This is a genomic window from Kineococcus xinjiangensis (assembly GCF_002934625.1).
GTDB lineage: Bacteria > Actinomycetota > Actinomycetes > Actinomycetales > Kineococcaceae > Kineococcus_A > Kineococcus_A xinjiangensis.
In genome coordinates this window covers 72,624-95,092 of record NZ_PTJD01000016.1, presented here as the reverse complement: position 1 = coordinate 95,092, position 22,469 = coordinate 72,624, and the positions used below count along the sequence as shown (strand labels likewise).

The following is a 22,469-nucleotide window of genomic DNA, read 5'->3' as shown; positions in this document are numbered from 1 at the left end:
CCGCCGCGGCACCACCGCCGCGTCAGAGGAGCGGATGCACGCACTCGTCGAGGCCCATGGGCGAGACCTGCTCGCCTACCTGGAACGGCGCACCAGCCCTGTCGAGGACGCCGCCGACCTGCTCAGCGAGACGTTGCTGACGGCCTGGCGGCGGGTGGGCGACCTTCCCGGCGAGGACGAGGCCGCCCGCATGTGGCTGTTCGTCACCGCCCGCAACGTCCTGGCCAACCACCGCCGAGCCCAGCAGCGCCGGACCAGCCTCACCGAGCGGCTACGCACGGCGCTGGTTGAGCACCACCGCAACCTGCCCACCGTGCACGGCGCAGCCGAAGAAGCGGCCGAGGCCGTGCGCGAGGCCATCGCCGCCCTGCCTGAGGCGCAGCGCGAGCTGGTCACCCTCGTGCACTGGGACGGCTTCTCCCTCACCGAGGCGGCCACCCTGACCGCAGTGCCGGCGTCCACCGCCCGCAGTCGCTACGCCAAAGCACGGGCCACTCTCGCTACCGAGCTCGGGACCCGGAGGCTCGGGACCCGGAGCAGCGACGACTCGCTGGCTACGCGGTGACCTCAACCGGCGGCGGTCCAGGTCACTGCGCATCAGCGAGCATGAACAGCACCCATGATCGCGCCCTACCTGCGTCAAGAGCGGACGGCTATGGCGCGGTCGTCGGGGCTGGTGGCCAGACGCCAAGCGTGCAGGGCTGACGGTGCGGCGGCTTCTAGGCTCGTGCCATGTCGTACGACTTCGCCGTGTGGGAAGGACCGCAGCCGGAGAACGATGAGGCCGTGCTGGCCCACTTCGAGAGGTGGGCTGAGGTGGACGAGGCTCGCGATGACTCCGGGGAGCTGTCGGCGCCGCCCACTGCGCGCATCAAAGACTTCATCGAGGCCGTCCTCGCCCAGCATCCCGACGACGAGCAGGGCATCTGGTCGGCTGGCTTGTCGGTTGAGGACGCCCACGGTCCCTTCGTGTACCTGTCGATGACCTTCTCCGGGGCTGACCGCGCCCTGGGGGACATCGTGGAACTCGCCCTCGCCCGTGACCTGGTCTGCTTCGACCCTCAGGAAGAAGCAGTCGTCACCGCCGCAGACCTCGAGTAGGTGACGGGCGACCGATGTCAGGCCCTTTGCTGCGGCGCACCAAACGCTCGGTCATCGACATGATCGCGCCCGCAGCGCGTCATGAGCGAGCGTGGAGTGCCGGTGGGGCCAAGGCCGGACCGTGGCGGAACGAGCCGGCGTTCACTCGCCGAGGAGGACGCGGCGTCCTGCGTCAGGCCGATGCGCGAAGTCGTAGCCCGAGCTGGGGTCCGAGGGATAGTCCGCTCCTCCGCAGGCCCGGGCAGCCTGCTCGGCCTCGTCGCTCAGCCACTCATTCAGGTCCACGATCGGCTCCGCGTTGACGGTGATCGACGCACCCAGGCTGATCCGGCGACCTGTCGAGAACACGACCTCTTGAGTACTCGGGTCCCACGAGGTGCCCGCCTTCCAGACCAGCAGCGCCGCCGTCGGTCCCGTGCCATCGAGGAGGCAGCTCCCCTCCAGTGTCACCGTCGCGCCCTGAGCTACCAGAGTTCGAACGACGGGACGGGCGGGCCGCGCGTACGTGATCAAGGGGCCGTCCACTGTGGACGGCATCGCCGGCAGGGCCGCCTCAGTCGCCAAGGGCTGTGCTGCCGCTGCCACCGCGTCGGTGCTCTCCTCGGACGAGGCGGTGCACCCGGCGCCGAGCACGGCGAGAACCAGCAGCGCGGCGGCCAGCTTCGAGGTCGGCATCGACATCCCTCTTCGACGTGGGGCGTCATTCGGTGGCTCCATGAGCCTGACGACTCCGCGTCTATCGGCACGGCTTCATCGGTACTTGAGCCCGCGGCCTTGAGCGCCCAATCGGGTGATGCTGAGCCTCAGCAATCTGCACACATCACTGATGTGGGCTCAGGCGGTCATGATCGCGCCCTCACCGCGTCATGAGCGCGCATTCCAGCGACGGCTCCCGGATGGATGATGAGCTGGTGGCCGCCTTCGACTCCAGCGCCTTCATGACTCGCGGGTTCGACTTCGAGCTGGCGTTGGCGGGCCCAGTGGTGCTCTTCCATCGCGCCGCACTCCTGTATCGCGCTCGTCAGCTGCTGGTGGAGGCCGGCTACGACTTGATCACCGTTGATGCCTCACGCTGGGACAACGAGTCGGTAGCACACCAAGAGCTGGCCTCGGCGCTGCACTTTCCCGACTACTACGGGGCCAATCTCGATGCGCTGAACGACTGCCTGTCAGACCTAGCCTCCTACAACGGCATGACGTCACCTGCTGCTGCGGGGTTCGTGCTGGTCGTGAAGCACCTCGAAGTGCTCGTGCAGCGAATGGAGCGCTTCGCTTACGGCCTGCTCAGCGCGTACGCGCAGCAGGCGCGAGGTGCCGCTCTGATCGGCCACCGCATGTTGTGCCTGGCGCAAACCGACGACCCAGACCTGCACCTGGCTCCACTGGACACCGTAGAGGCGGCCTGGAACGACGCCGAGCGGTTCCTGCCATCGCGCCGTGGTGGGGCCGGCCGCGATCACTGAGCTCTAAAGTCTGCATCTGCCTCGCCTGTCACCTCACCCTGCCTACTCCCATAGCGGTGGCTGCCCGCATGCCTCGCCGAGGGATGGCAGAACGCATCGCCCGCGGGCAGCCAGTGCCCGCACTTCCACCCCGGCCGGATGGCCTCGACTTTCCATGATCGCGCCTGCAGGGCGGTTTGCGGATGTTGCTGTCGTTCCATGAGGCGGGGCGGCAAGGTGTGGTGGTGACCTCGACACCCCCGCCCGAGGCGGTGGGCCCGTCCTCCGGTTCGCCGCTGCCTCCGCAGGTGCAGGCCTCCCTGGCCGCGCTGGTCCCCGATGACGCCCTGACGGAGTCCTACCGGGGTCAGTCGAGGTCGCCAGGTCATCTGGACCACGACTGGGCCGTGGTGCCCAGGTCCGCGGTCTGGCACCGCCTCGGCTTCGACCCACCCACCCTGCCCAGCCTGGCCGCCGACGCCGTGCGGGAGCACTTCGCGGTGCACGGCCACAACGGCAAGCCCTCGGAGTCGAGGCGGTCCGGCGACCCATGCGCGCTGCCGGTCGCCGTGTTCTACCTTCCGGTGGACCTGCCCTGGGAGAAGGCGCAGTCCGGCGACGCTCTCTCCCGGGGCGCCACCTTCCTGTGGCTGCACGAGCCCTACGCCGGCCACCCATGGACGGCCGCGGTGCGCTGCCGCAACGAGCGCGATGACCGACGCAGCTTCACCGTCGTGGAAGTCGCCGGCGTCCACCTCGGGGTGCAGGTGGACACCTACGGCCTGGCGCAGCTGTCGTGGACCCTGCGCCGAGGAGGCCGCGACGTACGCGCCATAGTCACCACCAAGCGCGATCCCAGCGCAGCCGTCCAGCTGCTCCTCCACGACGGCGTCCTGACTTGACTCAACCGGGCCTACAACGACGTCGCCCATGCATCCGCACATCGGCATGTGAGTGCGTGTCGCCACCCCCATGATCGCGCACTCAGCGCGGCATGACCGGACGTGTCGGGCCAGCGGACGGCGCACTGACGTGCAAGGCGCTCTGCGCGTTCCTCGTGCAATTGCGTACTGGCGACCAGTCGGGCTGAGTCCTTCAGCTAGACCCGGCCAGCTCCTGGAACAGGCCCAGGGGGTTGCCCCAGGGGTCGCTGAGGTCGGTCCAGGCCACTGTGCCCGGCAGTACCTCGGGGTCCTTGACCGCGACCCCGAGGTCTCGGGCGGCAGTGATGGCGGCGGTCAGGTCCGCCACTCCGAAGCGCACGCGGAAGGAGGATGGCGTCACGCCGGCGGCGCCCGTGGCCACCTGCAGCCAGGCGCCGGGGACGAGCTCCCACTCGTGCAAGTCCGCCAGGGGGCTCACGTCGGGGCCCCGGCCCAGCAGTCGGGAGTACCAGGCGACGGCATCGGGGCCGTCGCCGGTGCGTACGAGAAAGGTCACGGCGTTCACCCGGGGCATGGTCACGGGGGAGCAGTCTGGGAGGACGGCGGGGCCGCTGTCGAGGCTCCTCGCCCACCGCCGCGCGTCTCTCGACCGGCCAAGCGGTGACCGCTAGTCCGTCCGCCCGCCACGTTGCGAAAGTTGACCCCTCTCGGTTCGACACCGTCCGAATCTCGGCACCTGAGGACGTCTAGCGGTCACCATGATCGCGCCCCACCAGCGGCGAAGTCGGACGCTGGGTGGTGTGGTGGTTAGTACCTGGCAGGTGTCCTGGATGGGTGGCGGAGGGCTCCTGCTAGTTCCGGGAAGCCCGGTTCAGCGTGGGGGTTGGAAGATCCAGGCGGTGCGGGCGGGGTCGGTGGCCTTGGGGAAGGTGCCGCTGCCGAGGACGACGAGTCCGTGGCTGGTCCATACCGCGGGGCCTGGTGCGTGCTCGGTGAGGTCTGGCTTCGGCGGGGGCAGGGTGATCCAGGTCTGGGTGGTGTCGTCGTAGAGGAAGCCGTTGGTGGCGCCACGGGCTCCGCCGGTGGCTTCGACGGGCCATCCGGTCTGAGGCCATCCGTTGCCGGGGGCTTCGGGCAGTGGGCTCCAGGTGCCCTCGGGCAGGGTGAGGGCGCCGCCGTTGGGAATGAGGCGGCCGTAGACGTTGTCACTGCCCATGGAGGCGCCGGGGGTGGCGTCGATGGCGCGGCTGCCGGTCCAGGTCCAGTGGTAGCCGTTGAGCTGGTCGCTGTCGGGGAGGCGCCGCCAGGTGGAGGTCGTCGGGTCCAGCAGCGCTGCCCGCACCAGCGGCGGGGGCTCTCCAGGGGTGTAGCGCTCGTTGTCGGTTCCCAGCAACAGCAGCCCGTGCGGGGTGTCGAGGCCGACCCGACTGTCCGCGTCGAGTGGATCATCGGGTAGGGGTGTCCACTCTCCGTCGTCGCCGTCAGCGGGGTCGTAGACGGCGTGGATCAGTTCCAGCTGGGGGTCGTCAGGAACAGACAGGGAAGTAGGGGCCAGCGCCACGAGCTTGCCGTCGAAGGGGACGAGGGAGACTTCTGCGCCGGAGCGGAACGGGTACTCCGGAGGCAGGGGCAAGTCGCCCCAGGAGTCCTCGGCGGCGTCATAGACGAGCACCGCGTCCTGGGTGAGGACGTAGACCCGATCCCCGATCGTTGTGTGCGGAGTGATGGCGATGATCGGCTGCGGGGCGGGTGCGGTGCTCCGCCAGCCCCCGGTGGCCGGGTTGTAGGCCATCCCGTCACGCTGGGAGAAGCCGTCGTCTGGGCGGACCGAACACATTCCCTCACGGCTCGGGGGGCAAGGCTTGGTGGATCCGCCGAGGAAGAGCGCTTCGCTGCCCGTCCATGCGGTCACCACCCACGAGCGCGGTGCGAGCGGAGGCGCGGGCAGGGGCGCCCACCGCCAGGAGGTCAGCGGCACGCTGGAGTCCTCCATGCCGGCGGGTGCGGTGCGGGTGGTCGGGGTGTTGGGCCACCACTGCTGCGCGGCCAGGCCGCCACCGGCGAGCAGGACCGCGGCCGCCACCGGAGCGGCCAGCAGCCTGCGCCGGCGACGTCGGCGGGCGTGGGCGCTGATGCGGTCACGGTTGTCCAGCCACGCCCCGGCCGGCGGCCTGGCGCCACCGGATGCGCCGGTGCCGGTGGTGCGGGCGGCGGCGGCGATGACGTGCAGGTCCTGGCGCAGGTCCTCGCGCAGGCCCACACCCTCCTCAATGTCGGAGTGAGCATCGCGATGGGCGTCGTGTGGGCTGCGCGGGGTGGGCATGTCAGGGCTCCACGGCTCGGGACAGCGCCGCGTGGGCGCGGGACAGGATCGACTTGGCGCTGCCCACCCGGCAGTCCAGGACAGCGGCCACCTCGACCACCGGCAGGTCTAGCCAGTACCGCAGCAGCAGAGCGTGGCGCTGACGGGCCGGCAGCTGCTGCAGCGCGGCGTGCAGGGCGAGGCGACGCTGCTCGGTGAGCACCTGCGTCTCCGGAGACGGCACCTCCCGGGGGATCTCGCCCGGGGTGCGCCGCTCCAGGAGCAGGCGGCGCAGCCGTGAGGTGGAGAGGTTGATGACGCTGCGGCGGGCGTAGGCCAGGGCCGCTGCCGGGTCCTGTAGCCGGTGCATCCGCTGGTGCAGACGTGCCGGCGCCTCCTGGGCGATGTCCTCGGGGTCATCGGCCCCGCACAGCCGCGCCAGGCGGGTCAGGGGCACGAAGTGGGCGGTGAAGAGGTCGCGGTAGTCCTGCTCCACTTCACTCGCCTCGACGTCGAGCAGCTCGGCCGGGCTTAGCACCGGCCCCGCCGCCCCCACGTTGGCTCCCACATCCTCAAGACGCACAGCACCACCAAAGGTTGCATCCCCGACTGCACCGATCTGGATCGGGCTGGAGACGACGGTCATGAACGTGCCCCACCGGCATCGAAGTCGGATGCTCGTCAGGGCGGGGGGAGGGTGAGGGCTGCCCTGGCGAGGTCCTCACTGCTGAGAGTGGGCACGCCGTCCGCGCGGCTCAGCCAGAGACGGACGGCGACGCCGTCGGGGCGCACCGTGAAGACGGTGGTTGTCGGCGACTCCGGTGTGCGGTCGGGATGCAAGGTCTGGTCGAAGCGGTACTCCGCGGTCACCACAGGGTGTCCGTCGATGGTCAGCACCTGGCACACGGTCCCAGCACGGAGCTCGGCTGACGTGGGGGAAGCCGGCCACTGCGAGCACGGGTCGAGGTCGACCCAGCCCATCTCCGGCCCCTGGGCCCAGATGAGAGAGCCGAAGTTCCCGATCGAGCGGGCGTAGGAGAGCTGCCCGTCCTGCCCGAGGAGGACTCCCCGATCCTCGCTGAATCCACCGCCGAAGATCTCATCGCGCATCGTGCGGTCCCAGGTGCTCAGCCGCTGCCCCCAGGCGGTCCCCGGACCACTGGGGGACTCGTCCTCGTAGTCCGCCTCCGCTGTCCAGCCCTTCCCGTGGGCGGGGCCGCGCCAGGTGACCGTCGTGCCGTCCTGGTAGGTGATCGTCACGTCTCGTGCGGGGGCGCTCGACTCGGGAAGGGACCCCCCGGAAGACGGCGCAGCCAGGGACACGGTGGAAGACGCGGCGCTACCGGAGAGAGGAGTCGGCTCCGAGACCGTCGCGCCAGGGAGCTCCGAAGCGCCGCCCGTGGCGCAGCCTGTCGCCAGCATCGAGACGGCCACCACCAGCGTCACGTGGTGCCTGATCGCCCTACCGCTACGTCTCATGGGAGTGACACGCACGAAGACGATCATCGGTTGACCTCTCAGACCAAGAGATCAGGACAACGTCCTCAATTCGACAAAGGCGTGCGTCCGGCGGGCGCCATGATCGCGCCCGCAGCGCGTCAAAGTCGGATGTTGAGCCTGAGAGCATCGAGGTGTGCCCTGGAAGCCGCCGGCCCATGAGAATCCCCCGTACGACAGGCGTCTCGAGGCGTGCCGGGACCGGGCAGCGCACCTACGCCACGCCGACGGCCGCGAGGCGATGCTCTACTGCCGGGTCATCGCCTACTGGACCCACACCGGTGGGCACCTGTGGTGGCGACGCTGGTCCCCACCGCAGTTCCACCTCGAAGGTCACTGGATGGAAGACGGCCAGTGGAGCAGCGACTTCCTCTCCTCCGGCGAGGACCTGGCGGAGACCCTGAACGACTTCGACCGCGGCCTCTTCACCTTCCTCGGCGAACAGTGGCAAGTGCACTGGCTCGACGACGATGCCTCCCGGACCTTCCGCGAGCAGCACGGCTTCGAGCTGTCCGAGAGCTGACGCGCAGGTCCAGCCACCGGCGGATGAGGACGTCGCGGACCGCCATGATCGCGCACTGAGGGCGGCGTGAGCGGTAGATCACCTGGTGATCAGCCTGGTGGCTCAGGCACCACTGTGGGGCTGCTGGCGAGGTTGAGGACCGCCACCTCGCCAGTGGGGCCGGCGCACGCCTCCAGCATCGGCACGACGCCCTCGTCGCTGCCTTGAGGTGCGGGGTCAGGCTGCCGATAGCCACCGCCACCCTCGATGACGGAGCCGACGGGGGCGCGGGTGCCATCAGGCAAGACCACGGCCTGGTCTTTCTCATCCCAGGTCGTGCCCTCAGGCCACACCACGGGCCGGTCAGCCACGGTCACGCAACGGCCGTCATAGCCCACCACCCCGGCGACCTTGGCATCTGCGGCGGTGGCGCTCTCACCGTGGGAGATGACCAGGGGACCGTTCACCGTCCACCGGAAGTCGTCCGTGTCGTGAGGGTGCGGGGAGCAGGCGCCCAGCACCAAGGCAACGACCGCCATGAGGGGCGGCGCGGACCGTGAAGACGAGCGCATCGACATCCACCTCCGACGGTCCGGCCTGCTCTTCGGCTCCACCCTGCACCATCCGCAGATCGGCAAAGGCGCGCGTTCATCCGTTGGTCAAGATCGCGCACTGAGGACGTCCTGTGCCGATGTTGGGGAGGTGGCTCAACGCAGGCCGCTACGGCGTCTGAGCGGTGACGTGGTCTCCAAGATGTAGCGGGTGAGTCAGGGCGAGGCGTCAGCGGTGGAGAAGCCGGCAGCTGCTCATGGTGAGGCGTCCGGCGCTGCTGCTGGAGCGGCCTCTGCGGCCGGGGGTGTCGGTGGGGGGTTGGGGCGGCAGGCGCGGGGGATGGCCCTGGCCACGGCCGCCTCTCGTGCCACGGGCTTCGTCCGGCTGCTGCTCTTCGCTGCGGTGCTGGGGCTGGGATCGGTGCGGCAGGCCTTCGACGTGGCCAACGTGCTGCCCAACGTGGTCTACGAACTGCTGCTGGGTGGGGTGCTCTCCGCCACCCTGGTGCCGCTGCTGGTGCAGGCCCGCAGCCAGAGCCCGGGTGCGGCGCTTGCGCTGGCGCAGCGGCTGCTGACCCTGGTGCTGGTCGTGCTGGTGGGCGTCACGGTGGTGGCGGTGCTGGCCGCGCCGTGGCTGGTGCGGCTGTACACCCGCAGCCACGATGCGGCCGAGGTGGCGCTGACGGTGCAGTGGGCGCGGTACTTCCTGCCACAGATCCTCTTCTACGGCCTGGCCGCCACCGTCGGCGCGGTCTTGAACGCCTCCGCCCGCTTCGGGGCGGTCATGTGGGCGCCGGTGCTCAACAACGTCGTCGTCATCGCCACCCTCGGCATCTTCCTGCTCGTCCCCGGCCCAGAGAGTCCAGGACCAGCCACGCTCAGCGGTGCGCAGTTCCTCACCCTCGCCATCGGCACCACCCTCGGCGTGGTGGCCATGGCGGCGGCGCTGCTGCCAGCGCTGCGGGCGACGGGCTTCCGCTGGCGGCTGCGCTTCGACCTGCGCGGCATCGGGCTACGCGCCCTGGCGCGGATGGCGGCCTGGACGCTGCTCTACGTCGCCGCCACCCAGGTCGGGGTGTGGGTGCAGACACAGCTGGCCACGGCTGCCGGTCAGCTGCCCACCTACACCAGTGCTTTCACCCTCTGGCAGCTTCCCCACGCCATCATCGCTGTCTCCCTCATGACCGCCCTGCTGCCGCGGATGAGCGCCTCCGCTTCCCACGGCCGACTCGGCGAGGTGAAGGCCGACCTGGACCGGGGGATGCGCCTGTGCTTGATCGCGCTGCTGCCGATCACGGTGGTCTGCGCCGTCTGCGGGCCGCAGATCGCCACTGTCCTCTTCGCCCACGGCGCCACCACCACCGCCCAGGCGGAGTACGTCGGCGCTGTGTTGGCAGTCCTGGCCGTGGGACTGGTGCCCTTCAGCGTCTACCAGTTGCAGGCGCGGGCCTTCTACGCCCAGCGCGACACCCGCACCCCCGCCCTGGTGCAGTGCGCCGTCGTCACAGTCCTCGTCACCGTCCAGCTGGTCCTGGCGGTGCTGCTGCCCGTGGAGGCCCGCTCCTACGCCCTGGCCACCGGTGCCATCGCGGCTACGGTTCGAGCGGCGCCGTCGCGGCGACGACCGGGTACGTCTCGCTGCTGGTGCGGCTGCTCTCCGCCGCTGCTGCCGCTGCGGCCCTCGCAGTCACACTCACCGCTCTCCTCGAGACCAACGGGCCCAGTGAGTGGAGCGGCGCCCTCCTCCAGGCCGCTGCGGCCGGAACCGCCGCCCTGGCCTGCTACGCCTTGCTCATCAGGCTGCTGCGAGTCCCCGAAGCCCGCACCTCCCTACGGTCACGGACCACCGCCAAGAGACGGTGACGGACCCCTTCACCACGCCAGCAACACAGCGCTCTTCGACATGGACGAGCGTCGCCGGCCGCCCCATGATCGCGCCCCATCAGCGGCATGAGCGTGTGGTCGGACCTTGATCTACCCGCCGTCCTGGCCGGCCAGCATCGCGGTGTTCAGGGCAGCGCCGCTGACGACCCGCCCGTGGTTGGTGTCCACCAGGAATGCTCGCTTCCCTGCTAGGGCCTGGACGATCCGCACCGTCAAGGTGGGTGAGCGCGAGTCCAAGGCGAAGACGGTGACTGCGCCTTCCGGCCGTGTTTGCACCGGCCAGTCTTCAAAGACTCCATCGGCCTCGACGTCGTCGACCTCGACGAGGAAGGCGGCACCCTCGTCCTCGCTGACAGTCAGGACCGCGCCGTGGAGGGCGATGTTGAAGCCGTCGAGGTCATGCGCAAGGTCCTCCAGGCCAAAGCGGGCGCCTGGACAGATCACCACGACTGTCTCCATGAGCAGCAGTGTCGCTGCCATTCATGAGCTGAGAAGCGAGGTCATGGTCACCGCGCGGTGCAACCGCGTCGCACAGTGCCTATGAGTGATCCGGTGGCAGGCGGGGTCCATCGCGGGCACGTCCCCCCTCCGCCAACGCCGCCGACATGATCGCGCCCTCAGCGCGGCATGAGCGGGCACGTCTACGAGGTGCCCGCTCGGCGCACGTACCTGACCTCGCGCACACCGCTTCCCGTTCTTGTGTGCCCGTCAGGCACGAAGCCGCGCCTGCGGTAGAAGGCCTGAGCGCGGGAGTTCGGGTCCGCGACCCACAGGGCAGTCGCCTCGTGCGGGTCCAGGACAGCGTCGAGCAGAGCGGGTCCTGCGCCTGAGCCGTGGTGCGAGGCGTCGACGTAGAGCACGTACAGCTGCCAGCTCCAAGTGGCGTCCGCGTCGCTGGCCGGGCCAGACATCGCGATGCCGGCCACGGCGCCGTCGAGCTCGGCCACGGCGACTCGATTGCTGCTGTACCGCTCATCGGTCAGGGCGCCGGTCCAGAAGCGTTCGCGGGCCGTCAGGAGTCCTGGATCATCCAGCAGCGAGTCCGGCATGAGACCGCGGTACGTCTGCCGCCAGGACTCCACGTGCACGCGAGCCATGTGCGGGGCATCGGTGACCAAGGCACGGCGAACGACGACCGCAGGAGCCATCCGGTGATCGTATGGGCGCGGAGAAGACACGACCGGACTACATGACGATCTTCCGCTCTTCGACGTTATGTGGGTGATCGGCGGGCGGCCGTGATCGCGCCCTGAGCGCGGCGTGAGCGAGCGTCTGAGTGGGATTGCAATGTGCCGACTGACGGCGACCATGAACGGATGGGCAGCAGCGTCGATGGCCGCGAAGGGTCCCAAGCGAGAGTCCGTGGTTGGAGTCGCACGGCTCGACTTCTAGTGCTCATCGTCTGCTGGGTGAGCGTCTCCGTACTTGCGTCGCTGTGGTCTGGCGGGCTCCAGGCGCTGCCGTCCAAGCTGCTCGGCTTCGGGATAGTGCTCGCCGTGACGCTCGGCGTTGTCGGGCTGTTCTCCCTTCCAGACCGCTATGCCGCGCGGCAAGCGCACCTCAGGGAAGAAGCCGACAAGGACTGAGCTGCCTGTCGGTACCTCCTGGAGGGCGTCGGCCTGTGATCGCGCCCGCACGGCGGCAAATGCGGATGTTCCTTGGGGCGTTGGCTGGCAAGTGGGGGTCTCGCGGAGGTGGCGCTGCGAGCGAGGATCCTGGAGGCGTGATCATTCGCCGGCGCCGTGAGGCCGACCTCGCGGGGTGTGTCGAGGCCCTGCGGGCAGTGCACGAGGCCGACGGCTACCCGACCTGGTGGCCGCAGGACCCCGCCGTCTGGCTCAGTCCGCCCGGTTGCGCAGCTGCCTGGGTCGCGCAGGACCCCACCGGCGCCGTCCTCGGCCACGTCAGCGTCGTGCGCGGCGTCGACGATCCTGTCGTGGCCGCCCTCTGCGGCGTGAGCACCGGCGACCTGGCCGCGGTCTCGCGCCTGTTCGTGGCTCCCGCCGCACGCGGCCGCGGTCTCCGGCTGGGCAGCGCCCTGCTGCACGCGGTGCAGCAGTGGACCAGCGCGCAGGGCCTGCAGCTCATGCTTGATGTCGTCGATGACGGCGCACCCGCGGTCCAGCTCTACGAGCGTCTGGGCTGGAAGCTGGTGGACCTGCGCCCTGCGGACTGGCTCACCCCCACCGGGCACCGCCACCAGGTGCGCATCTACCTCGCTCCCGACGAGCTTCCGCAGGCTGACGCCATCGGACCGCACTGACCTCTACGCCAGGCAGGCCCGGACCGCGCACACGGCCGCCGGTCATGATCGCGCCCTGAGCGCGGCGAAGTCGGATGTTCACGGTGACGGCATGGGCGCCGTCGGGTGGTCCGTAGCCTTCGGGTGTGGTGCGTGGAGCGGTGTTCTTCGACGTCGACGGGACGCTGGTCCCGCAGACCAGCAGCGGGCAGCACCTGGCGGACCTGCTGGGTCATGCCGACGTCGTGCGCGAGGCGGAGGCCGGCTACGCCGCCGGCACCTTGAGCAACCAGGAGGTCTCCGTCCTCGACGCCCGCGGCTGGGCCGGATGGACCCCTGCGCAGGTGCGCGGCTTCCTGGAGTCCTTGCCTCTGGTGGACGGCATCGCCGAGACGGTCTCCTGGTGCCGGGAGCAGGACCTGGCGCCGGTCTTGACCACCCTGGCGTGGGAGCCGGTCGGGACCTACTTGTGTGAGCGCTTTGGCTTCACCCATGCCAGCGGCCCTCGCCTGCACGTGATGGACGGGCGCTACAGCGGCGAGGTCGCCGAGCACTTCGACGAGACGGGCAAGCGTGACTTCGCGGTGCGCGTGGCCGCCGAGCTCGGTGTGGCTCCGGGGCGCTGCGCGGCTGTCGGGGACAGCCGTTCCGATCTGCCGCTCTTCGCCGCAGTGGATCTGGCCATCGCCTTCAACGCCACCCCCGCGGCGCGGGCCGCCGCCCACGCCGAAGCCCAAGGAGGCGACCTGCGGGCCGTGGTCCCGCTGCTCAGCACCTGGTTGGACGCCTCGCGGTAGCTGCGAAGGTCACGACACCGAACATCCGCAGATCGGCATGGTCGGACGTCGCCGGCCGCCCCCTGATCGCGCCCCACCTGCGTCATGAGCGAGCATGTAGCAAGCGGTCGCCCTGGGTGGTTGACGGCCGTAGTCGAGGGCGACTGGAGGGTGATCACCGGTGTGGGTGGATGCCGAGGGCGTAGCGCACACGGTGGCGGTGCCGGATTGGCGAAGCGTGGTGGAGGCCGAGGAGTCAGTGATCGGCCGTCTTCGCCGGCAGGACTGGTCCGCAGCTTGGGTCGCTGAACAGCAGGAGCTGATCTATGAGCAGGTCGCTGCAGGCGTCTTCGGTGAGGGCGGTCGCGTGGGTGAGCCGGCGGCCGAGCCCGTCAAGGTCACCGGCCAGGATGTTGAAGGACCGCAGCAGGCGGGCGCCTGGCTGCAGCGCATCGATGCATGGTGGCGGCTGGACGTCTTGACGGCACTAGAAGATGCGCTGGATGAGGACTGACCCCGCCGCACCCTTACCCGCCTTGTGCACCCCAAGACACCATGATCGCGCACTGAGGGCGGCGTGGTCGGATGTTGGGCACTTGTCTCAAGGTCCGCGGCGTTGCCGCAGGGGCCGGTCGTCGCCGTCGTGGCCGTAGCTGATCTCAATGTCGGATAGCTCGTTCTGCAGCTGGTAGGCCAGGCGCAGGCCCTCCTGCTGCCAGGCTCGCTCCTGCTCGGCATCTGGCCAGCGGTAGTCGGTCCACCCCAGAGCGTGGAAGCGCTTGTTCCATGCCCGCAGCTGCTCGACGAGCCCGGGACTGGCGCCGAGCTCGGTCGGGTCGACCGTGCCCATGTGGTCGAGGTCGCTGTCCCATACCGGGTCCTGATCGCTCCACTCAGCGAAGACGCGCAGCGCGACGGGGCGGTAGGACTCCTCCACCGGCTGAGCGTCTCACCTGCACCTCGGTTCGAGGCAGGGCCCTGCTGCAGCTACTCGTTGCCCCCTGTCCGACCGCTCGCTCTTCGACAAAGTCGTGCGTCCGCGGCCCGTCATGATCGCTCGCCATCAGCGGCATGAGCGTGCACTGGTCAGGCGCCCCAGGTGGCGTCAGGGGTGCTCAGCCGGGTGGAGCCAGGGTCCAGTGCAGCGCGTCGGGAAGCAGGACGCCGCCGTGGTTGGGGCTGTGGCCGCCGTCGCCGAGGACGAGTCGGAAGTCGTAACCGGTCTCGGCCAGAGCGGCGGCCACGCGCAGGTTCTCCGCGAGCCAGTTGCCTGTCGGCTCGTTCCAGCCCAGGTCGCGGTGCCCGGCCTGCAGGAAGATCCGCAGCGGCTTCGGCGTGGTGCGCGCGATGCGGTCGGGGTAGGGGTTGCCGCCGGGCATCTGGGCGAAGCTGGACAGGAAGCACACGGCGCGGCGGAAGCGGTCCGGGCGCATCCAGGCGACGGTGAAGGCGGCGTTGCCGCCGCTGCTGCCTCCGCAGATGCCCCACTGCTCGGGGTCGTAGGTGACGGCGTACCGCGAAGTGACCAGCGGGATGATCTCGGTGAGCAGGAAGGTCGCATAGCGGTCGTCGAAGGCGTCGTACTCCACGTTGCGGTTCTTCGGCTGCTCCGCCCCGACGACGACGCCGGGGTCGACGAAGACTCCGATCGTGGCGGGGATGACGCCGCGGTGGACGAGGTTGTCCAAGACGATCGCCCCGCGGCACTCAGCGGCGGGGTCGAGGTACCACCAGCCGTCGTTGAACACCATCAGGGCGGCCGGCCGGGAGGGATCGTGCCCGGCCGGGACGTGGATCCAGACCTTCCGCGACGTCCCTGGGTAGACGGTGCTGCGGTCCCACTGCAGCTCGATGGTCTCGCCGACGGGCACGTCAGGCCGGCGGGACGAGTCCGGCCCGTGGGCGTAGCGAACGTCATCGAGGTCGAGCGGGAGCGGGCGGTACGGCTCGGGCGGCACGCCTGGATCCTGGCAGTCACTCCCAAGCCAGAACATCCGCTCTTCGACAGTTGAGGACGTTCGCCGGCTGTCATGATCGCGCACTCAGCGCGGCGTGAGAGTGAGATCGCTGATCTAGGCTGAACGGTGCCTTGCATCGCCTTTGTACTGCTGTCGAATGGGGTAGGGATGCTGACGTGACGAGCCTCGACGCATTGCTGCAGATCGCCGGCAACGCCGAATACGCCGTCGAGGGGTGGTCGCGACACACCTGGATCGATAGGTGGGGGCGAGTGGGCAACGAACTCGTCGAACTGCTGTCACGGCGAAATGGCTTTTACGCTTTCGAGTCCGCGCTACATGTCTACGGCTTGTCTCCCGAACCGTCGATCGACCCGCCAGATCTTATCCGCTGGAATGCCCGAGACTGCTGGCGCGCTGCCTATGGCGACTTGATCACTGACTGTCTCTTCTTCGGTGAGGATGTGTTCGGTGGCCAGTTCCTGATCCCTGAGGACGGCGAGTCGGTAGCGACGCTCGATCCTGAGACAGGCGATGTGGAAGTGATCGCGGCTAGCCTTGAGCACTGGGCTGAAGCGCTACTAGCGGACTGGAACTACATGACCGGACACTCACTGGCCCACGCATGGCAGGAGCGGCACGGCAGGCTCATCCCAGGGCAGCGACTGCTTCCGAAGCTGCCGTTCGTGGTCGGCGGACGACATGAACTGGACAACCTGCACGCCATCGATGCGACGAAAGGCATGAACTTCCGCGGAGAAATGGCAGTCCAAATTTCGGCCCTCCCCGAGGGTGCGCCGATCCGATTGCGGGTCATCGAGTGAGTCGCTGATCACAGCCCGCCTTCACGTTCGAGCCTCGCCACAGCCCTTGCGTAGTGCTCGAAGCGGCGCACTGACGAAGCCTCGCGCGATTGCCACCCCAAATAGCGCGGGCGTCTCGCCTTCCGCGTGGCTGCAGACCATCATGAGCCCCGCGATCGAAAGAATGACTCGACCTGCGCAACTGACCACTCGCACATCGACATGAGAGTAAGATCATTTAGACATTAATGAAGATCCAGATTGTCCCTGGCCGGACCGTCTCAGGACCTGGCTGACCCACTTGACCCACCTGACCCAGGTGTCGGCCGAAGTGGGCGGCGCCAGCTGCTCATTCACCTGGGTGGCACGGAGATGCTGCTGGAACACGCCGGGTGTTCCAGCCCTGCCGTGCCGCTGCTCAGCAGCGGGACTCGTGTAGCCAGGCGCGTAGCCAGAGACGCGCCGTCACACCTGAGACAGGGTGCAGCACCCACAGCTTGGCGACGGGTCGCCGGTCCGCCCTGTCGAGAGGCATGAGACGGGACGCGACGGCTGAGCTGCCCCGCTGGCGGCTGGGGGTCAAGGGGTCGCAGGTTCAAATCCTGTCAGCCCGACAGGTACGGCAGCAGGTCAGAGGCCCGCCTCCCACTGGGAGGCGGGCCTCTGGCGTCTGGTGAGCGCGGATCTCAGTTCCTGAGCTCGGAACCGAGCTCGGCGAGAGCCGACGGCGGGGTCTTCACCGCACCCTGCGACGCCACCACCCCGAGGCGGGGAGCGGCCGCGCGAAGGGGTCGGGGCGAGTCCGATCACGGAACGCCCGGTCTAGAGGTGCCACGAGCTGTACAAGGCTGCCGCGTGCCCATGCGGGCATGTCGTCCAGAGTCGTGCTGAGCATGTCGCGGTAGTACAGCCCGCCTGTGCAGTTGCAGACCCAGGGGTCGACGTCCCAGGTGCGATCATCCGGCCGGTGGGCGAAGGCACGCCAGCCCCAGTAGGCGTTCGCGAAGGAACGAGCACGGTGGCGGCGGTGAAGTTCGGCAGCCACGCGTGGTGGCATCTCTGGAAGCCGCCTCCGCATGGGCACCAGGAGGTGGCGGTCGATGGCCGGCGCGGTCGAGACGCGCACGGCGCTGGGGCGCTTACGCCCCATGGTCCTTTCGATGGTCGCGCATGTCCCCAGGATAGGGGCGAGGCCTTGGCTGCGAGGTCCGTCCGAGCGTGAGCCCCTGCCCTGCCGCCGGCAGCTCCGCAGGGGCGAGCAGGCTCATCGGTGGGGACACCGCAGTGGGATCAGCGCAGGCCTCGGCCTCAAGCACGGGGCCCGCTCGCTGCGTCTTCGGCGCCGGACGCAACACCCCGCGCCCGGAGGCCGAGGGAGCGCTCACGCCTGCGAGCCGGCCGGGCGGCGAACCATCCGGATCGTCTGCGCACCGTTCCCTGCCTCCGTCCGGCTGTGCCCGTCCGGCACGAAGTCGTGCTTCCGGTAGAAGGCCTGGGCGCGGGGGAGCGGGCCTACGACCCACAGGGCAGCCGCATCGTGCGGGTCCAAGACGGCATCCAGCAGGGCCGCTCCCGCGCCCGAGCCGTGGCGGGCCGCGTCGACGTAGAGCACGTGCAGCTGCCAGCTCCAGGTGGCGTCCGCGTCGCTCGCCGGGCCGGACATGGCGATGCCGATGATGGCACCGTCGAGCTCGGCCACGGCGACCCGGTTGCTGCTGTACCGCTGGTCGGTGAGGGCGCCGGCCCAGAAGCGCTCGCGGGCTCGCAGGAGCCCCGGATCGTCCAGCACCGGGTCCGGCATGAGGCCGCGGTAGGTCTCGCGCCACGAGTCGACGTGCACGCGGGCCATCCGGGGAGCGTCGCCGGCCGAGGCCGGGCGAACAGTGAGCGCAGGAGTCATCCGATCATCATCGGGCGGGTCTCGCGTGCGGCGAGCCGTGCACCTCGGCGACGGCCGGCTCGTACGCTCACGCCGTGGACGACGCACTCGTGTGGAGGGCCGCGGCGGCTGAGCGCCGTGCGCTGGCCGACGACCTGGACGGCCTGGGCGGTGAGCAGTGGTGCAGCCCGACGCTGTGCGCCGCCTGGGACGTCCGCACGGTGAGCGCGCACCTTGTCGCCGCGCTCGACTCCTCGCCCTGGCCCCTGCTCGCCGCCCTGGTGCGCAGCGGCGGGCGCGTCCACCGGGCCAACGACCTCCTGGCGCGACGCACGGCCCAGCGCCCGACGGCTGACCTGGTCGGCCTGCTGCGCGGGCGCGCCGACACCCGTGCCGCACCACCGGTGATCGGTGCGCGCGGTCCGCTGACCGACGTCCTCGTCCACGCCGGCGACATCCGGCTCCCCCTGGGACTGGCGCACGAACCGTCCGCCGAGGGCGTCCGTGCCGGGTTGGAGTTCGTCGTCGCGGGGCGCCCGGTGGGCTTCGCGCCGCGCGGGCGGTTGGCCGGGCTCCGCCTGGTCGCCGAGGACCTCGACCGCAGCTGGGGGCAGGGCGAGGTGGTGGCCGGGCGCGGGATCGACCTGCTGATGGCGGCCTGCGGGCGTGCCGCGGTGCTGGAGCGCCTGCACGGAGACGGCGCCGTGCTGCTGGCCCGCCGCCTGAACCCCTGAGCCGGGGGTTCACCTCGCGGCACGCCCTGCCGAACGCTCCCCCCACCGCCTGGTGACGTCGGGTGGCCGCTGCGTCAGAGGCCGGGCAGGCCGTCGATGCTGCTGGTGTTCTTCTGCGCCCGGTAGACGTCCATCCCGTCCGGCCCCTTCTTCTCGGCGAACTGGCGCAGCAGCTCGCGCTCGTCGGTGACGACGTCCATGACTGGCACGCCCCAACCGCAGGAGTCGCTGATGCGCTCGACGTCCACCGTGATGACCGCCCGGGTGCTGGGGTGGGGCGGGTGCAGGGCCGTCACCTCCTCGAAGACCGCGGTCCCGGGCCAGTGCACCTGCCCCCGCCCGTGGAGGCGCACGATGCGCGGGCGCAGGTCGAAGGAGGCGAACATGACGCAGGCGCGCCCGTTCTCGCGCAGGTGGGCGATGGTCTCGATCCCGCTGCCGGTGAAGTCGACCCAGCCCACGCGGTGCGCGCCCAGGACGGAGAGGGAGTCACCGCCTCGGGGGGAGACGTTGACGCGGCCGTCGGCGTCCAGGGGCGCGGTGGCGACGAACCACATCGGCTGGGCATCGATCCAGCGCCGCAACTGCTCGTCGATGGAGTCGAAGACCTTGCCCATGCCCCCGACCCTAGCGGCGACGGACGTCGCGGGGCCGCGCGTCGTCGTGCCCGGCCGGCGTCGACGTCGGACGTTCGCGAGCGGCGCCCGTCCGGCAGCCGTCATGCTGTCGACGTCTGGGGTCATCGAACCTCCGGAACCGACGCGGCCGCAGGGCCGCCGCAGCGAGATGACGACGAGGAGCCCGACGTGACGAAGCCGTCCCCGCGTCCCTCACCGGTCGGCTGGCTGCTGGTCACGTTCGTCCTCATCGGTGCGGGGCTCCTGCTGCTGGTCCCGCCATTCGTCCAGGCGATGGCTCCCGAGGACTTCCGCAGCCGCCAGGACCTCCCGCAGTGCCCCGCCGTCACCGTGCCGCAGGGCGCCACGACCTCGGAGTCGTCATGGGATTGCCTGCTGGACGCCGACGCCCACCGACGCGGCGCGGAGGTGGAGGTCGTCACCCCGACCGCCGAGGGCGATCCCATTACCAGCTACTACCGCAGGCTGCCCGGCCGCCCGGGCCTCGAGGTCTTCATCAGCAGCAGCCAGGACACCTTCGGGTCCGGTGGGTGGGAGCACGTGTGGTGCCCGGAGGCGACTTCCCCGGACGACCTGGGAGCCTGCCGGCCCGCCTGAGGCCGAACCTCGCTGCGCTCAGCGGTGCGGCACGGTCAGCGGTTCGCGAGCGGTCATGACCCCGTCTGCGGGGCGGCGTGCGCGGACGCGGGGAGCCGTCGGGAGACGCGGTCGAGGAACGCCAGGGTGCGCTCCAGCAGCAGCGCAGCCGCCTCCGGGTCGTGGGAGGGCAGGGAGCGATCGGCGAACAGGTGCCGGTCACCGCGGTAGAGGTGGAGCTCGGCCAGGTCGGGGTGCGCCGCCACCAGTTGCCGGGCCGCGTCGACGTCGCCCTCCTCCTCGGCGAAGAACGGATCCGCGCCCATGCCGTGGACCTGCGCCGGAACCCCCTCGGGCCACGGGCCGAACGCCCACTCGCCGGTGATCGGGTAGCAGGTTTCGTAGAGCAGCGCTCCGCGAGCGCCGGGACGCGTCTGGGCCAGCCTCTGGGCGATCCCGCCACCCATCGAGAACCCGGCGTACACCAGGCTCTCGGGCAGCCCTGCCGCGACCGAGCCCGCCCGCTCGTGCACGGCGTCCCCCAGTTCCCGGGCGTGCGCCATGCCCTCGTCGATGGTGCCGAAGGTGCGGCCCTCGAACAGGTCGGGAGCGTGGACCACGTGCCCGGCGGCGCGGACGTCGTCGGCGAACGCACGCACTCCGGCGGTCAACCCCTGCACGTGGTGGAACAGCAGTACCTCGACCATGCGCCCAAGGATCCGGTCCCGGCGGAACGGGCGTCAACCGCCGCAGCAGTTCCCGGCTGCACGACCGTTTGTCGAGAGGCCGTTCTTCCCACCCCGCGTCACCGACCTCAGTGCTCGGCGCAGCCGCGCCGGGTCCAGCGGGTCGCGGCCTCGCCGCGCAGGATCAGCGGGCGGACCTCCGCGTCTGGCTGCTAACCTGAACTCCACCAGCGCCTCTGGCCCGCGTCCTCGTGGTGCGCGGAGGCCTTTTCATGCCCTCGACGCCATCCGTGCCCCCGCGCGCCCGAACGGCGGCGCCACCCTCCGGCTACCGCAGCCTGCTGGCCGTTGCAGAGTTCCGCGGCCTGTACGTCAGCTTCGTCCTCACCGTCGCCGCGAGCACCCTGTCCGGATTCGCACTCGGCACGCTGGTGCAGCAGCAGACCCGGTCGCCGTTCCTCACGGCGCTGAGCATGTACGGGGCCACCTTCACCACCGTTCTCGGCGCCCTGACCCTGCTGTCGGTGGCCGACTCCCGCCAGCCGCGGCGGATCCTGGTCACCCTGCAGGCGCTGACGCTGCTCACCGAAGCTTCCCAGGCGGTGCCGGAACTGCCGCTGCCGGTGCGCTTCGTCCTGCTGCTGGTGACCGGCTTCTTCCAGTCCCTCAGCACCGGAGCGAGGCTGGGACTGCTGGCCGAGGTGGTGCCGGCTCCCGCCTACGCCCTGGACCGGTCGTTGATGAACATCACCTCTGGCGGCATGTCCATCCTCGGCTTCGCCCTCGCCGCGGTGCTGCTGCAGCGCAGTGGTGGCTTCCCGTGTCGATGACCGGTTCTCGGGGCGCAGCTCCGCACGCCGTCGCCCAGGACGGGGCCGCCCTCACCGGTCGGTGACCGGGGAGGGCGGAGGCGTCGCTGTGATGCAGGTCAGAACGGCTGGAAGACCACTTCACCCCGGATGATGTGGTGCCCGGAGGTGGTCGAGGGCGTCACTTCCTTCTTCAGGCCGTCGCGGGGGTTCACCCGCCGATGGCTGACGAGGAAGTAGTCCAGCTCCCGACCGGGACGCACGATGTCCCCGTTCGCATCCCGCTTGGGGTCGGTCGTGTTCTGCATGTTCTGGCAGGGGCCGTTGGGGCAGAAGTTGGGGTCGTTCTGGTCACCTTCCCAGAACTTGTCGCTGTCCGTCCCGCCCGCGGTGACGCGGTAGAGCGCTGCAAGGTTCGCGGTGTCGGGCTCGGCGTTGAAGTCGCCTGTGAGCACGACGCGCCTGCCGTCCGTGACCCAAGGGTCCAAGAGGTTCGTGATCTTGGTGATCTGCCGCTGCCGGAACGCTGAGCCGTCCATCTCGTCATAACCGAGCGCCAGGTGGGTCGTGCAGACCCAGGACTTCTCGACACCGGTGCCGAGCAGCTGCTGGCAGATCAGCTTGTACTCCCGCAGCGGATCATCTACCGGTGCCGGGTCGTACGAGTACAGGTTCTCCGTCCTGTCTTCCCCGAATCGGTGCTTGCTGAGGATGGCGACGCCCTTGGCTTGCCGTGTCACACCGTTCACGACGACGCCCGGACAGTTGGATTCCGGGGAGTTGACCTGGACGCGCCAGAGCACGTTCCAGCCGCCGCCATCGGGGGTCCGCAGATACTTCGCGTCCGACTCGCACAGCTCCTGGAGCGTGATGGCGTCCGCGCCGTGCTGCACCGCCTGCGCGACGGCTTCGCCGTAGCCCTTCTTGTCGGTGTTGTGCTGGATGATCACCAGTTTGTTGTCACTGGTGTCCGCGGGGGCGGCGGCGGCGGAGGCAGCAGGGACGAGGGAGGCACCGGCGACCGCGAGCGCAGCCGTCAGCCACGTCGTGAGGCGGTACTTGGAATGGGATCTTGTCGCAGAACGGATCATGCTTCTCCTGACTCTCGATGGCGGCCACCGTTGGCGCGCCGTTGGCACCCTAGGGGCTCAGGAGCCGGCACAGAAGGGCCGACGACCTCGGTGCACCCGGTGGACCGGGCGCGG

28 protein-coding genes are annotated in these 22,469 nt (G+C 70.0%); 14 read left to right on the top strand and 14 right to left on the bottom strand.

The window, feature by feature from the left end:
* Positions 1 to 34: 34 nt before the first annotated feature.
* Together CLV92_RS18355 and CLV92_RS18350 are read left to right on the top strand one after the other, a co-directional pair.
* Positions 35 to 565 carry an RNA polymerase sigma factor gene (locus tag CLV92_RS18355; RefSeq protein WP_104435203.1) on the top strand — a complete coding sequence of 177 codons (531 nt, stop codon included), beginning with the start codon at positions 35 to 37 and terminating at the stop codon, positions 563 to 565.
* A 167-nt stretch (positions 566 to 732) separates the two neighbouring features.
* Positions 733 to 1,101 carry a hypothetical protein gene (locus CLV92_RS18350; protein ID WP_104435168.1) on the top strand — a complete coding sequence of 123 codons (369 nt, stop codon included), beginning with the start codon at positions 733 to 735 and terminating at the stop codon, positions 1,099 to 1,101.
* Between the two features lie 141 nt (positions 1,102 to 1,242).
* Here the strand turns inward: CLV92_RS18350 and CLV92_RS18345 are convergent, their stop codons facing one another.
* Complete coding sequence (locus CLV92_RS18345; RefSeq protein ID WP_146099643.1) at positions 1,243 to 1,776, bottom strand: hypothetical protein; 534 nt, start codon at positions 1,774 to 1,776, stop codon at positions 1,243 to 1,245.
* A gap of 236 nt (positions 1,777 to 2,012) precedes the next feature.
* Between CLV92_RS18345 and CLV92_RS18340 the strand changes: the two genes are divergently transcribed.
* Positions 2,013 to 2,564: a barstar family protein gene (locus CLV92_RS18340; protein WP_158257328.1), complete on the top strand. Its 552-nt coding sequence runs from the start codon at positions 2,013 to 2,015 to the stop codon at positions 2,562 to 2,564.
* A 224-nt stretch (positions 2,565 to 2,788) separates the two neighbouring features.
* On the top strand, positions 2,789 to 3,445 hold the full coding sequence (locus tag CLV92_RS18335; protein ID WP_104435162.1) for a hypothetical protein: 657 nt from the start codon (positions 2,789 to 2,791) through the stop codon (positions 3,443 to 3,445).
* 193 nt (positions 3,446 to 3,638) lie between these two features.
* On the opposite strand, the gene CLV92_RS18330 is transcribed toward CLV92_RS18335, so the two are convergent.
* From CLV92_RS18330 to CLV92_RS18315, 4 genes are all read right to left on the bottom strand, one after another.
* Positions 3,639 to 3,983, bottom strand: a complete 345-nt coding sequence (locus CLV92_RS18330) for a VOC family protein (RefSeq protein WP_104435160.1) — start codon at positions 3,981 to 3,983, stop codon at positions 3,639 to 3,641.
* 315 nt (positions 3,984 to 4,298) lie between these two features.
* Positions 4,299 to 5,750, bottom strand: a complete 1,452-nt coding sequence (locus tag CLV92_RS18325) for a Kelch repeat-containing protein (protein ID WP_146099642.1) — start codon at positions 5,748 to 5,750, stop codon at positions 4,299 to 4,301.
* A gap of 1 nt (position 5,751) precedes the next feature.
* Complete coding sequence (locus CLV92_RS18320; protein ID WP_245886958.1) at positions 5,752 to 6,267, bottom strand: RNA polymerase sigma factor; 516 nt, start codon at positions 6,265 to 6,267, stop codon at positions 5,752 to 5,754.
* Positions 6,268 to 6,410: 143 nt separating this feature from the next.
* Positions 6,411 to 6,989 carry a hypothetical protein gene (locus tag CLV92_RS18315; RefSeq protein ID WP_146099641.1) on the bottom strand — a complete coding sequence of 193 codons (579 nt, stop codon included), beginning with the start codon at positions 6,987 to 6,989 and terminating at the stop codon, positions 6,411 to 6,413.
* 373 nt (positions 6,990 to 7,362) lie between these two features.
* On the opposite strand from CLV92_RS18315, the gene CLV92_RS18310 reads away from it, so the two are divergent.
* Positions 7,363 to 7,749, top strand: coding sequence for a hypothetical protein (locus CLV92_RS18310; protein ID WP_104435153.1), 387 nt, complete (start codon positions 7,363 to 7,365; stop codon positions 7,747 to 7,749).
* Positions 7,750 to 7,838: 89 nt separating this feature from the next.
* On the opposite strand, the gene CLV92_RS18305 is transcribed toward CLV92_RS18310, so the two are convergent.
* Positions 7,839 to 8,195, bottom strand: a complete 357-nt coding sequence (locus tag CLV92_RS18305) for a hypothetical protein (RefSeq protein WP_146099639.1) — start codon at positions 8,193 to 8,195, stop codon at positions 7,839 to 7,841.
* Positions 8,196 to 8,619: 424 nt separating this feature from the next.
* On the opposite strand from CLV92_RS18305, the gene murJ reads away from it, so the two are divergent.
* Complete coding sequence (murJ, locus tag CLV92_RS18300) at positions 8,620 to 10,233, top strand: murein biosynthesis integral membrane protein MurJ (protein ID WP_104435150.1); 1,614 nt, start codon at positions 8,620 to 8,622, stop codon at positions 10,231 to 10,233.
* Between the two features lie 20 nt (positions 10,234 to 10,253).
* On the opposite strand, the gene CLV92_RS18295 is transcribed toward murJ, so the two are convergent.
* Together CLV92_RS18295 and CLV92_RS18290 are read right to left on the bottom strand one after the other, a co-directional pair.
* Entirely contained in the window at positions 10,254 to 10,622 is a 369-nt protein-coding gene (locus tag CLV92_RS18295) for a hypothetical protein (RefSeq protein WP_146099638.1), read from the bottom strand.
* A gap of 182 nt (positions 10,623 to 10,804) precedes the next feature.
* Positions 10,805 to 11,260, bottom strand: coding sequence for a GNAT family N-acetyltransferase (locus tag CLV92_RS18290; protein WP_104435201.1), 456 nt, complete (start codon positions 11,258 to 11,260; stop codon positions 10,805 to 10,807).
* 312 nt (positions 11,261 to 11,572) lie between these two features.
* Between CLV92_RS18290 and CLV92_RS21655 the strand changes: the two genes are divergently transcribed.
* The 4 genes from CLV92_RS21655 to CLV92_RS18270 all read left to right on the top strand — a co-directional run bounded on the left by CLV92_RS21655 (position 11,573) and on the right by CLV92_RS18270 (position 13,695).
* Positions 11,573 to 11,749: a hypothetical protein gene (locus CLV92_RS21655; protein ID WP_158257327.1), complete on the top strand. Its 177-nt coding sequence runs from the start codon at positions 11,573 to 11,575 to the stop codon at positions 11,747 to 11,749.
* Positions 11,750 to 11,886: 137 nt separating this feature from the next.
* Positions 11,887 to 12,426 carry a GNAT family N-acetyltransferase gene (locus CLV92_RS18280; RefSeq protein WP_104435144.1) on the top strand — a complete coding sequence of 180 codons (540 nt, stop codon included), beginning with the start codon at positions 11,887 to 11,889 and terminating at the stop codon, positions 12,424 to 12,426.
* Between the two features lie 125 nt (positions 12,427 to 12,551).
* Complete coding sequence (locus tag CLV92_RS18275) at positions 12,552 to 13,202, top strand: HAD family hydrolase (RefSeq protein WP_211291263.1); 651 nt, start codon at positions 12,552 to 12,554, stop codon at positions 13,200 to 13,202.
* A 166-nt stretch (positions 13,203 to 13,368) separates the two neighbouring features.
* Positions 13,369 to 13,695 carry a hypothetical protein gene (locus tag CLV92_RS18270; protein WP_146099637.1) on the top strand — a complete coding sequence of 109 codons (327 nt, stop codon included), beginning with the start codon at positions 13,369 to 13,371 and terminating at the stop codon, positions 13,693 to 13,695.
* 87 nt (positions 13,696 to 13,782) lie between these two features.
* Here the strand turns inward: CLV92_RS18270 and CLV92_RS18265 are convergent, their stop codons facing one another.
* Together CLV92_RS18265 and CLV92_RS18260 are read right to left on the bottom strand one after the other, a co-directional pair.
* Positions 13,783 to 14,118 (bottom strand): hypothetical protein, encoded by a 336-nt coding sequence (locus CLV92_RS18265; RefSeq protein WP_104435140.1) that lies wholly within the window; start codon positions 14,116 to 14,118, stop codon positions 13,783 to 13,785.
* A 178-nt stretch (positions 14,119 to 14,296) separates the two neighbouring features.
* Positions 14,297 to 15,139 carry an alpha/beta hydrolase gene (locus CLV92_RS18260; RefSeq protein WP_211291262.1) on the bottom strand — a complete coding sequence of 281 codons (843 nt, stop codon included), beginning with the start codon at positions 15,137 to 15,139 and terminating at the stop codon, positions 14,297 to 14,299.
* A gap of 176 nt (positions 15,140 to 15,315) precedes the next feature.
* On the opposite strand from CLV92_RS18260, the gene CLV92_RS18255 reads away from it, so the two are divergent.
* On the top strand, positions 15,316 to 15,963 hold the full coding sequence (locus CLV92_RS18255) for an SMI1/KNR4 family protein (RefSeq protein WP_211291261.1): 648 nt from the start codon (positions 15,316 to 15,318) through the stop codon (positions 15,961 to 15,963).
* 1,360 nt (positions 15,964 to 17,323) lie between these two features.
* On the opposite strand, the gene CLV92_RS18250 is transcribed toward CLV92_RS18255, so the two are convergent.
* Positions 17,324 to 17,791, bottom strand: coding sequence for a GNAT family N-acetyltransferase (locus tag CLV92_RS18250; protein ID WP_104435136.1), 468 nt, complete (start codon positions 17,789 to 17,791; stop codon positions 17,324 to 17,326).
* Positions 17,792 to 17,916: 125 nt separating this feature from the next.
* Between CLV92_RS18250 and CLV92_RS18245 the strand changes: the two genes are divergently transcribed.
* On the top strand, positions 17,917 to 18,555 hold the full coding sequence (locus CLV92_RS18245) for a maleylpyruvate isomerase family mycothiol-dependent enzyme (RefSeq protein ID WP_104435134.1): 639 nt from the start codon (positions 17,917 to 17,919) through the stop codon (positions 18,553 to 18,555).
* Positions 18,556 to 18,629: 74 nt separating this feature from the next.
* On the opposite strand, the gene CLV92_RS18240 is transcribed toward CLV92_RS18245, so the two are convergent.
* Positions 18,630 to 19,172, bottom strand: a complete 543-nt coding sequence (locus CLV92_RS18240) for a pyridoxamine 5'-phosphate oxidase family protein (RefSeq protein ID WP_104435132.1) — start codon at positions 19,170 to 19,172, stop codon at positions 18,630 to 18,632.
* A 189-nt stretch (positions 19,173 to 19,361) separates the two neighbouring features.
* Here CLV92_RS18240 and CLV92_RS18235 point away from each other — a divergent pair, with 189 nt between their 5' ends.
* Positions 19,362 to 19,790 carry a hypothetical protein gene (locus CLV92_RS18235; protein ID WP_104435130.1) on the top strand — a complete coding sequence of 143 codons (429 nt, stop codon included), beginning with the start codon at positions 19,362 to 19,364 and terminating at the stop codon, positions 19,788 to 19,790.
* A gap of 53 nt (positions 19,791 to 19,843) precedes the next feature.
* Here the strand turns inward: CLV92_RS18235 and CLV92_RS18230 are convergent, their stop codons facing one another.
* On the bottom strand, positions 19,844 to 20,476 hold the full coding sequence (locus CLV92_RS18230) for a dienelactone hydrolase family protein (RefSeq protein WP_104435128.1): 633 nt from the start codon (positions 20,474 to 20,476) through the stop codon (positions 19,844 to 19,846).
* A 251-nt stretch (positions 20,477 to 20,727) separates the two neighbouring features.
* On the opposite strand from CLV92_RS18230, the gene CLV92_RS18225 reads away from it, so the two are divergent.
* Positions 20,728 to 21,285 (top strand): MFS transporter, encoded by a 558-nt coding sequence (locus tag CLV92_RS18225; RefSeq protein WP_211291260.1) that lies wholly within the window; start codon positions 20,728 to 20,730, stop codon positions 21,283 to 21,285.
* A gap of 98 nt (positions 21,286 to 21,383) precedes the next feature.
* Here the strand turns inward: CLV92_RS18225 and CLV92_RS18220 are convergent, their stop codons facing one another.
* Positions 21,384 to 22,355 carry an endonuclease/exonuclease/phosphatase family protein gene (locus tag CLV92_RS18220; RefSeq protein WP_104435127.1) on the bottom strand — a complete coding sequence of 324 codons (972 nt, stop codon included), beginning with the start codon at positions 22,353 to 22,355 and terminating at the stop codon, positions 21,384 to 21,386.
* Positions 22,356 to 22,469: the final 114 nt, after the last annotated feature.

What these genes read in the sequence shown, in the direction of transcription:
- CLV92_RS18355 (WP_104435203.1), top strand. Translation starts at nt 35, where the DNA reads ATGCACGCACTCGTCGAGGCCCATGGGCGAGACCTGCTCGCCTACCTG.
- CLV92_RS18350 (WP_104435168.1), top strand. Translation starts at nt 733, where the DNA reads ATGTCGTACGACTTCGCCGTGTGGGAAGGACCGCAGCCGGAGAACGAT.
- CLV92_RS18345 (WP_146099643.1), bottom strand. Translation starts at nt 1,776, where the DNA reads ATGCCGACCTCGAAGCTGGCCGCCGCGCTGCTGGTTCTCGCCGTGCTC.
- CLV92_RS18325 (WP_146099642.1), bottom strand. Translation starts at nt 5,750, where the DNA reads ATGCCCACCCCGCGCAGCCCACACGACGCCCATCGCGATGCTCACTCC.
- murJ (WP_104435150.1), top strand. Translation starts at nt 8,620, where the DNA reads ATGGCCCTGGCCACGGCCGCCTCTCGTGCCACGGGCTTCGTCCGGCTG.
- CLV92_RS18295 (WP_146099638.1), bottom strand. Translation starts at nt 10,622, where the DNA reads ATGGAGACAGTCGTGGTGATCTGTCCAGGCGCCCGCTTTGGCCTGGAG.
- CLV92_RS18290 (WP_104435201.1), bottom strand. Translation starts at nt 11,260, where the DNA reads ATGGCTCGCGTGCACGTGGAGTCCTGGCGGCAGACGTACCGCGGTCTC.
- CLV92_RS18250 (WP_104435136.1), bottom strand. Translation starts at nt 17,791, where the DNA reads ATGGCCCGCGTGCACGTCGACTCGTGGCGCGAGACCTACCGCGGCCTC.
- CLV92_RS18240 (WP_104435132.1), bottom strand. Translation starts at nt 19,172, where the DNA reads ATGGGCAAGGTCTTCGACTCCATCGACGAGCAGTTGCGGCGCTGGATC.
- CLV92_RS18230 (WP_104435128.1), bottom strand. Translation starts at nt 20,476, where the DNA reads ATGGTCGAGGTACTGCTGTTCCACCACGTGCAGGGGTTGACCGCCGGA.
- CLV92_RS18225 (WP_211291260.1), top strand. Translation starts at nt 20,728, where the DNA reads ATGCCCTCGACGCCATCCGTGCCCCCGCGCGCCCGAACGGCGGCGCCA.
- CLV92_RS18220 (WP_104435127.1), bottom strand. Translation starts at nt 22,355, where the DNA reads ATGATCCGTTCTGCGACAAGATCCCATTCCAAGTACCGCCTCACGACG.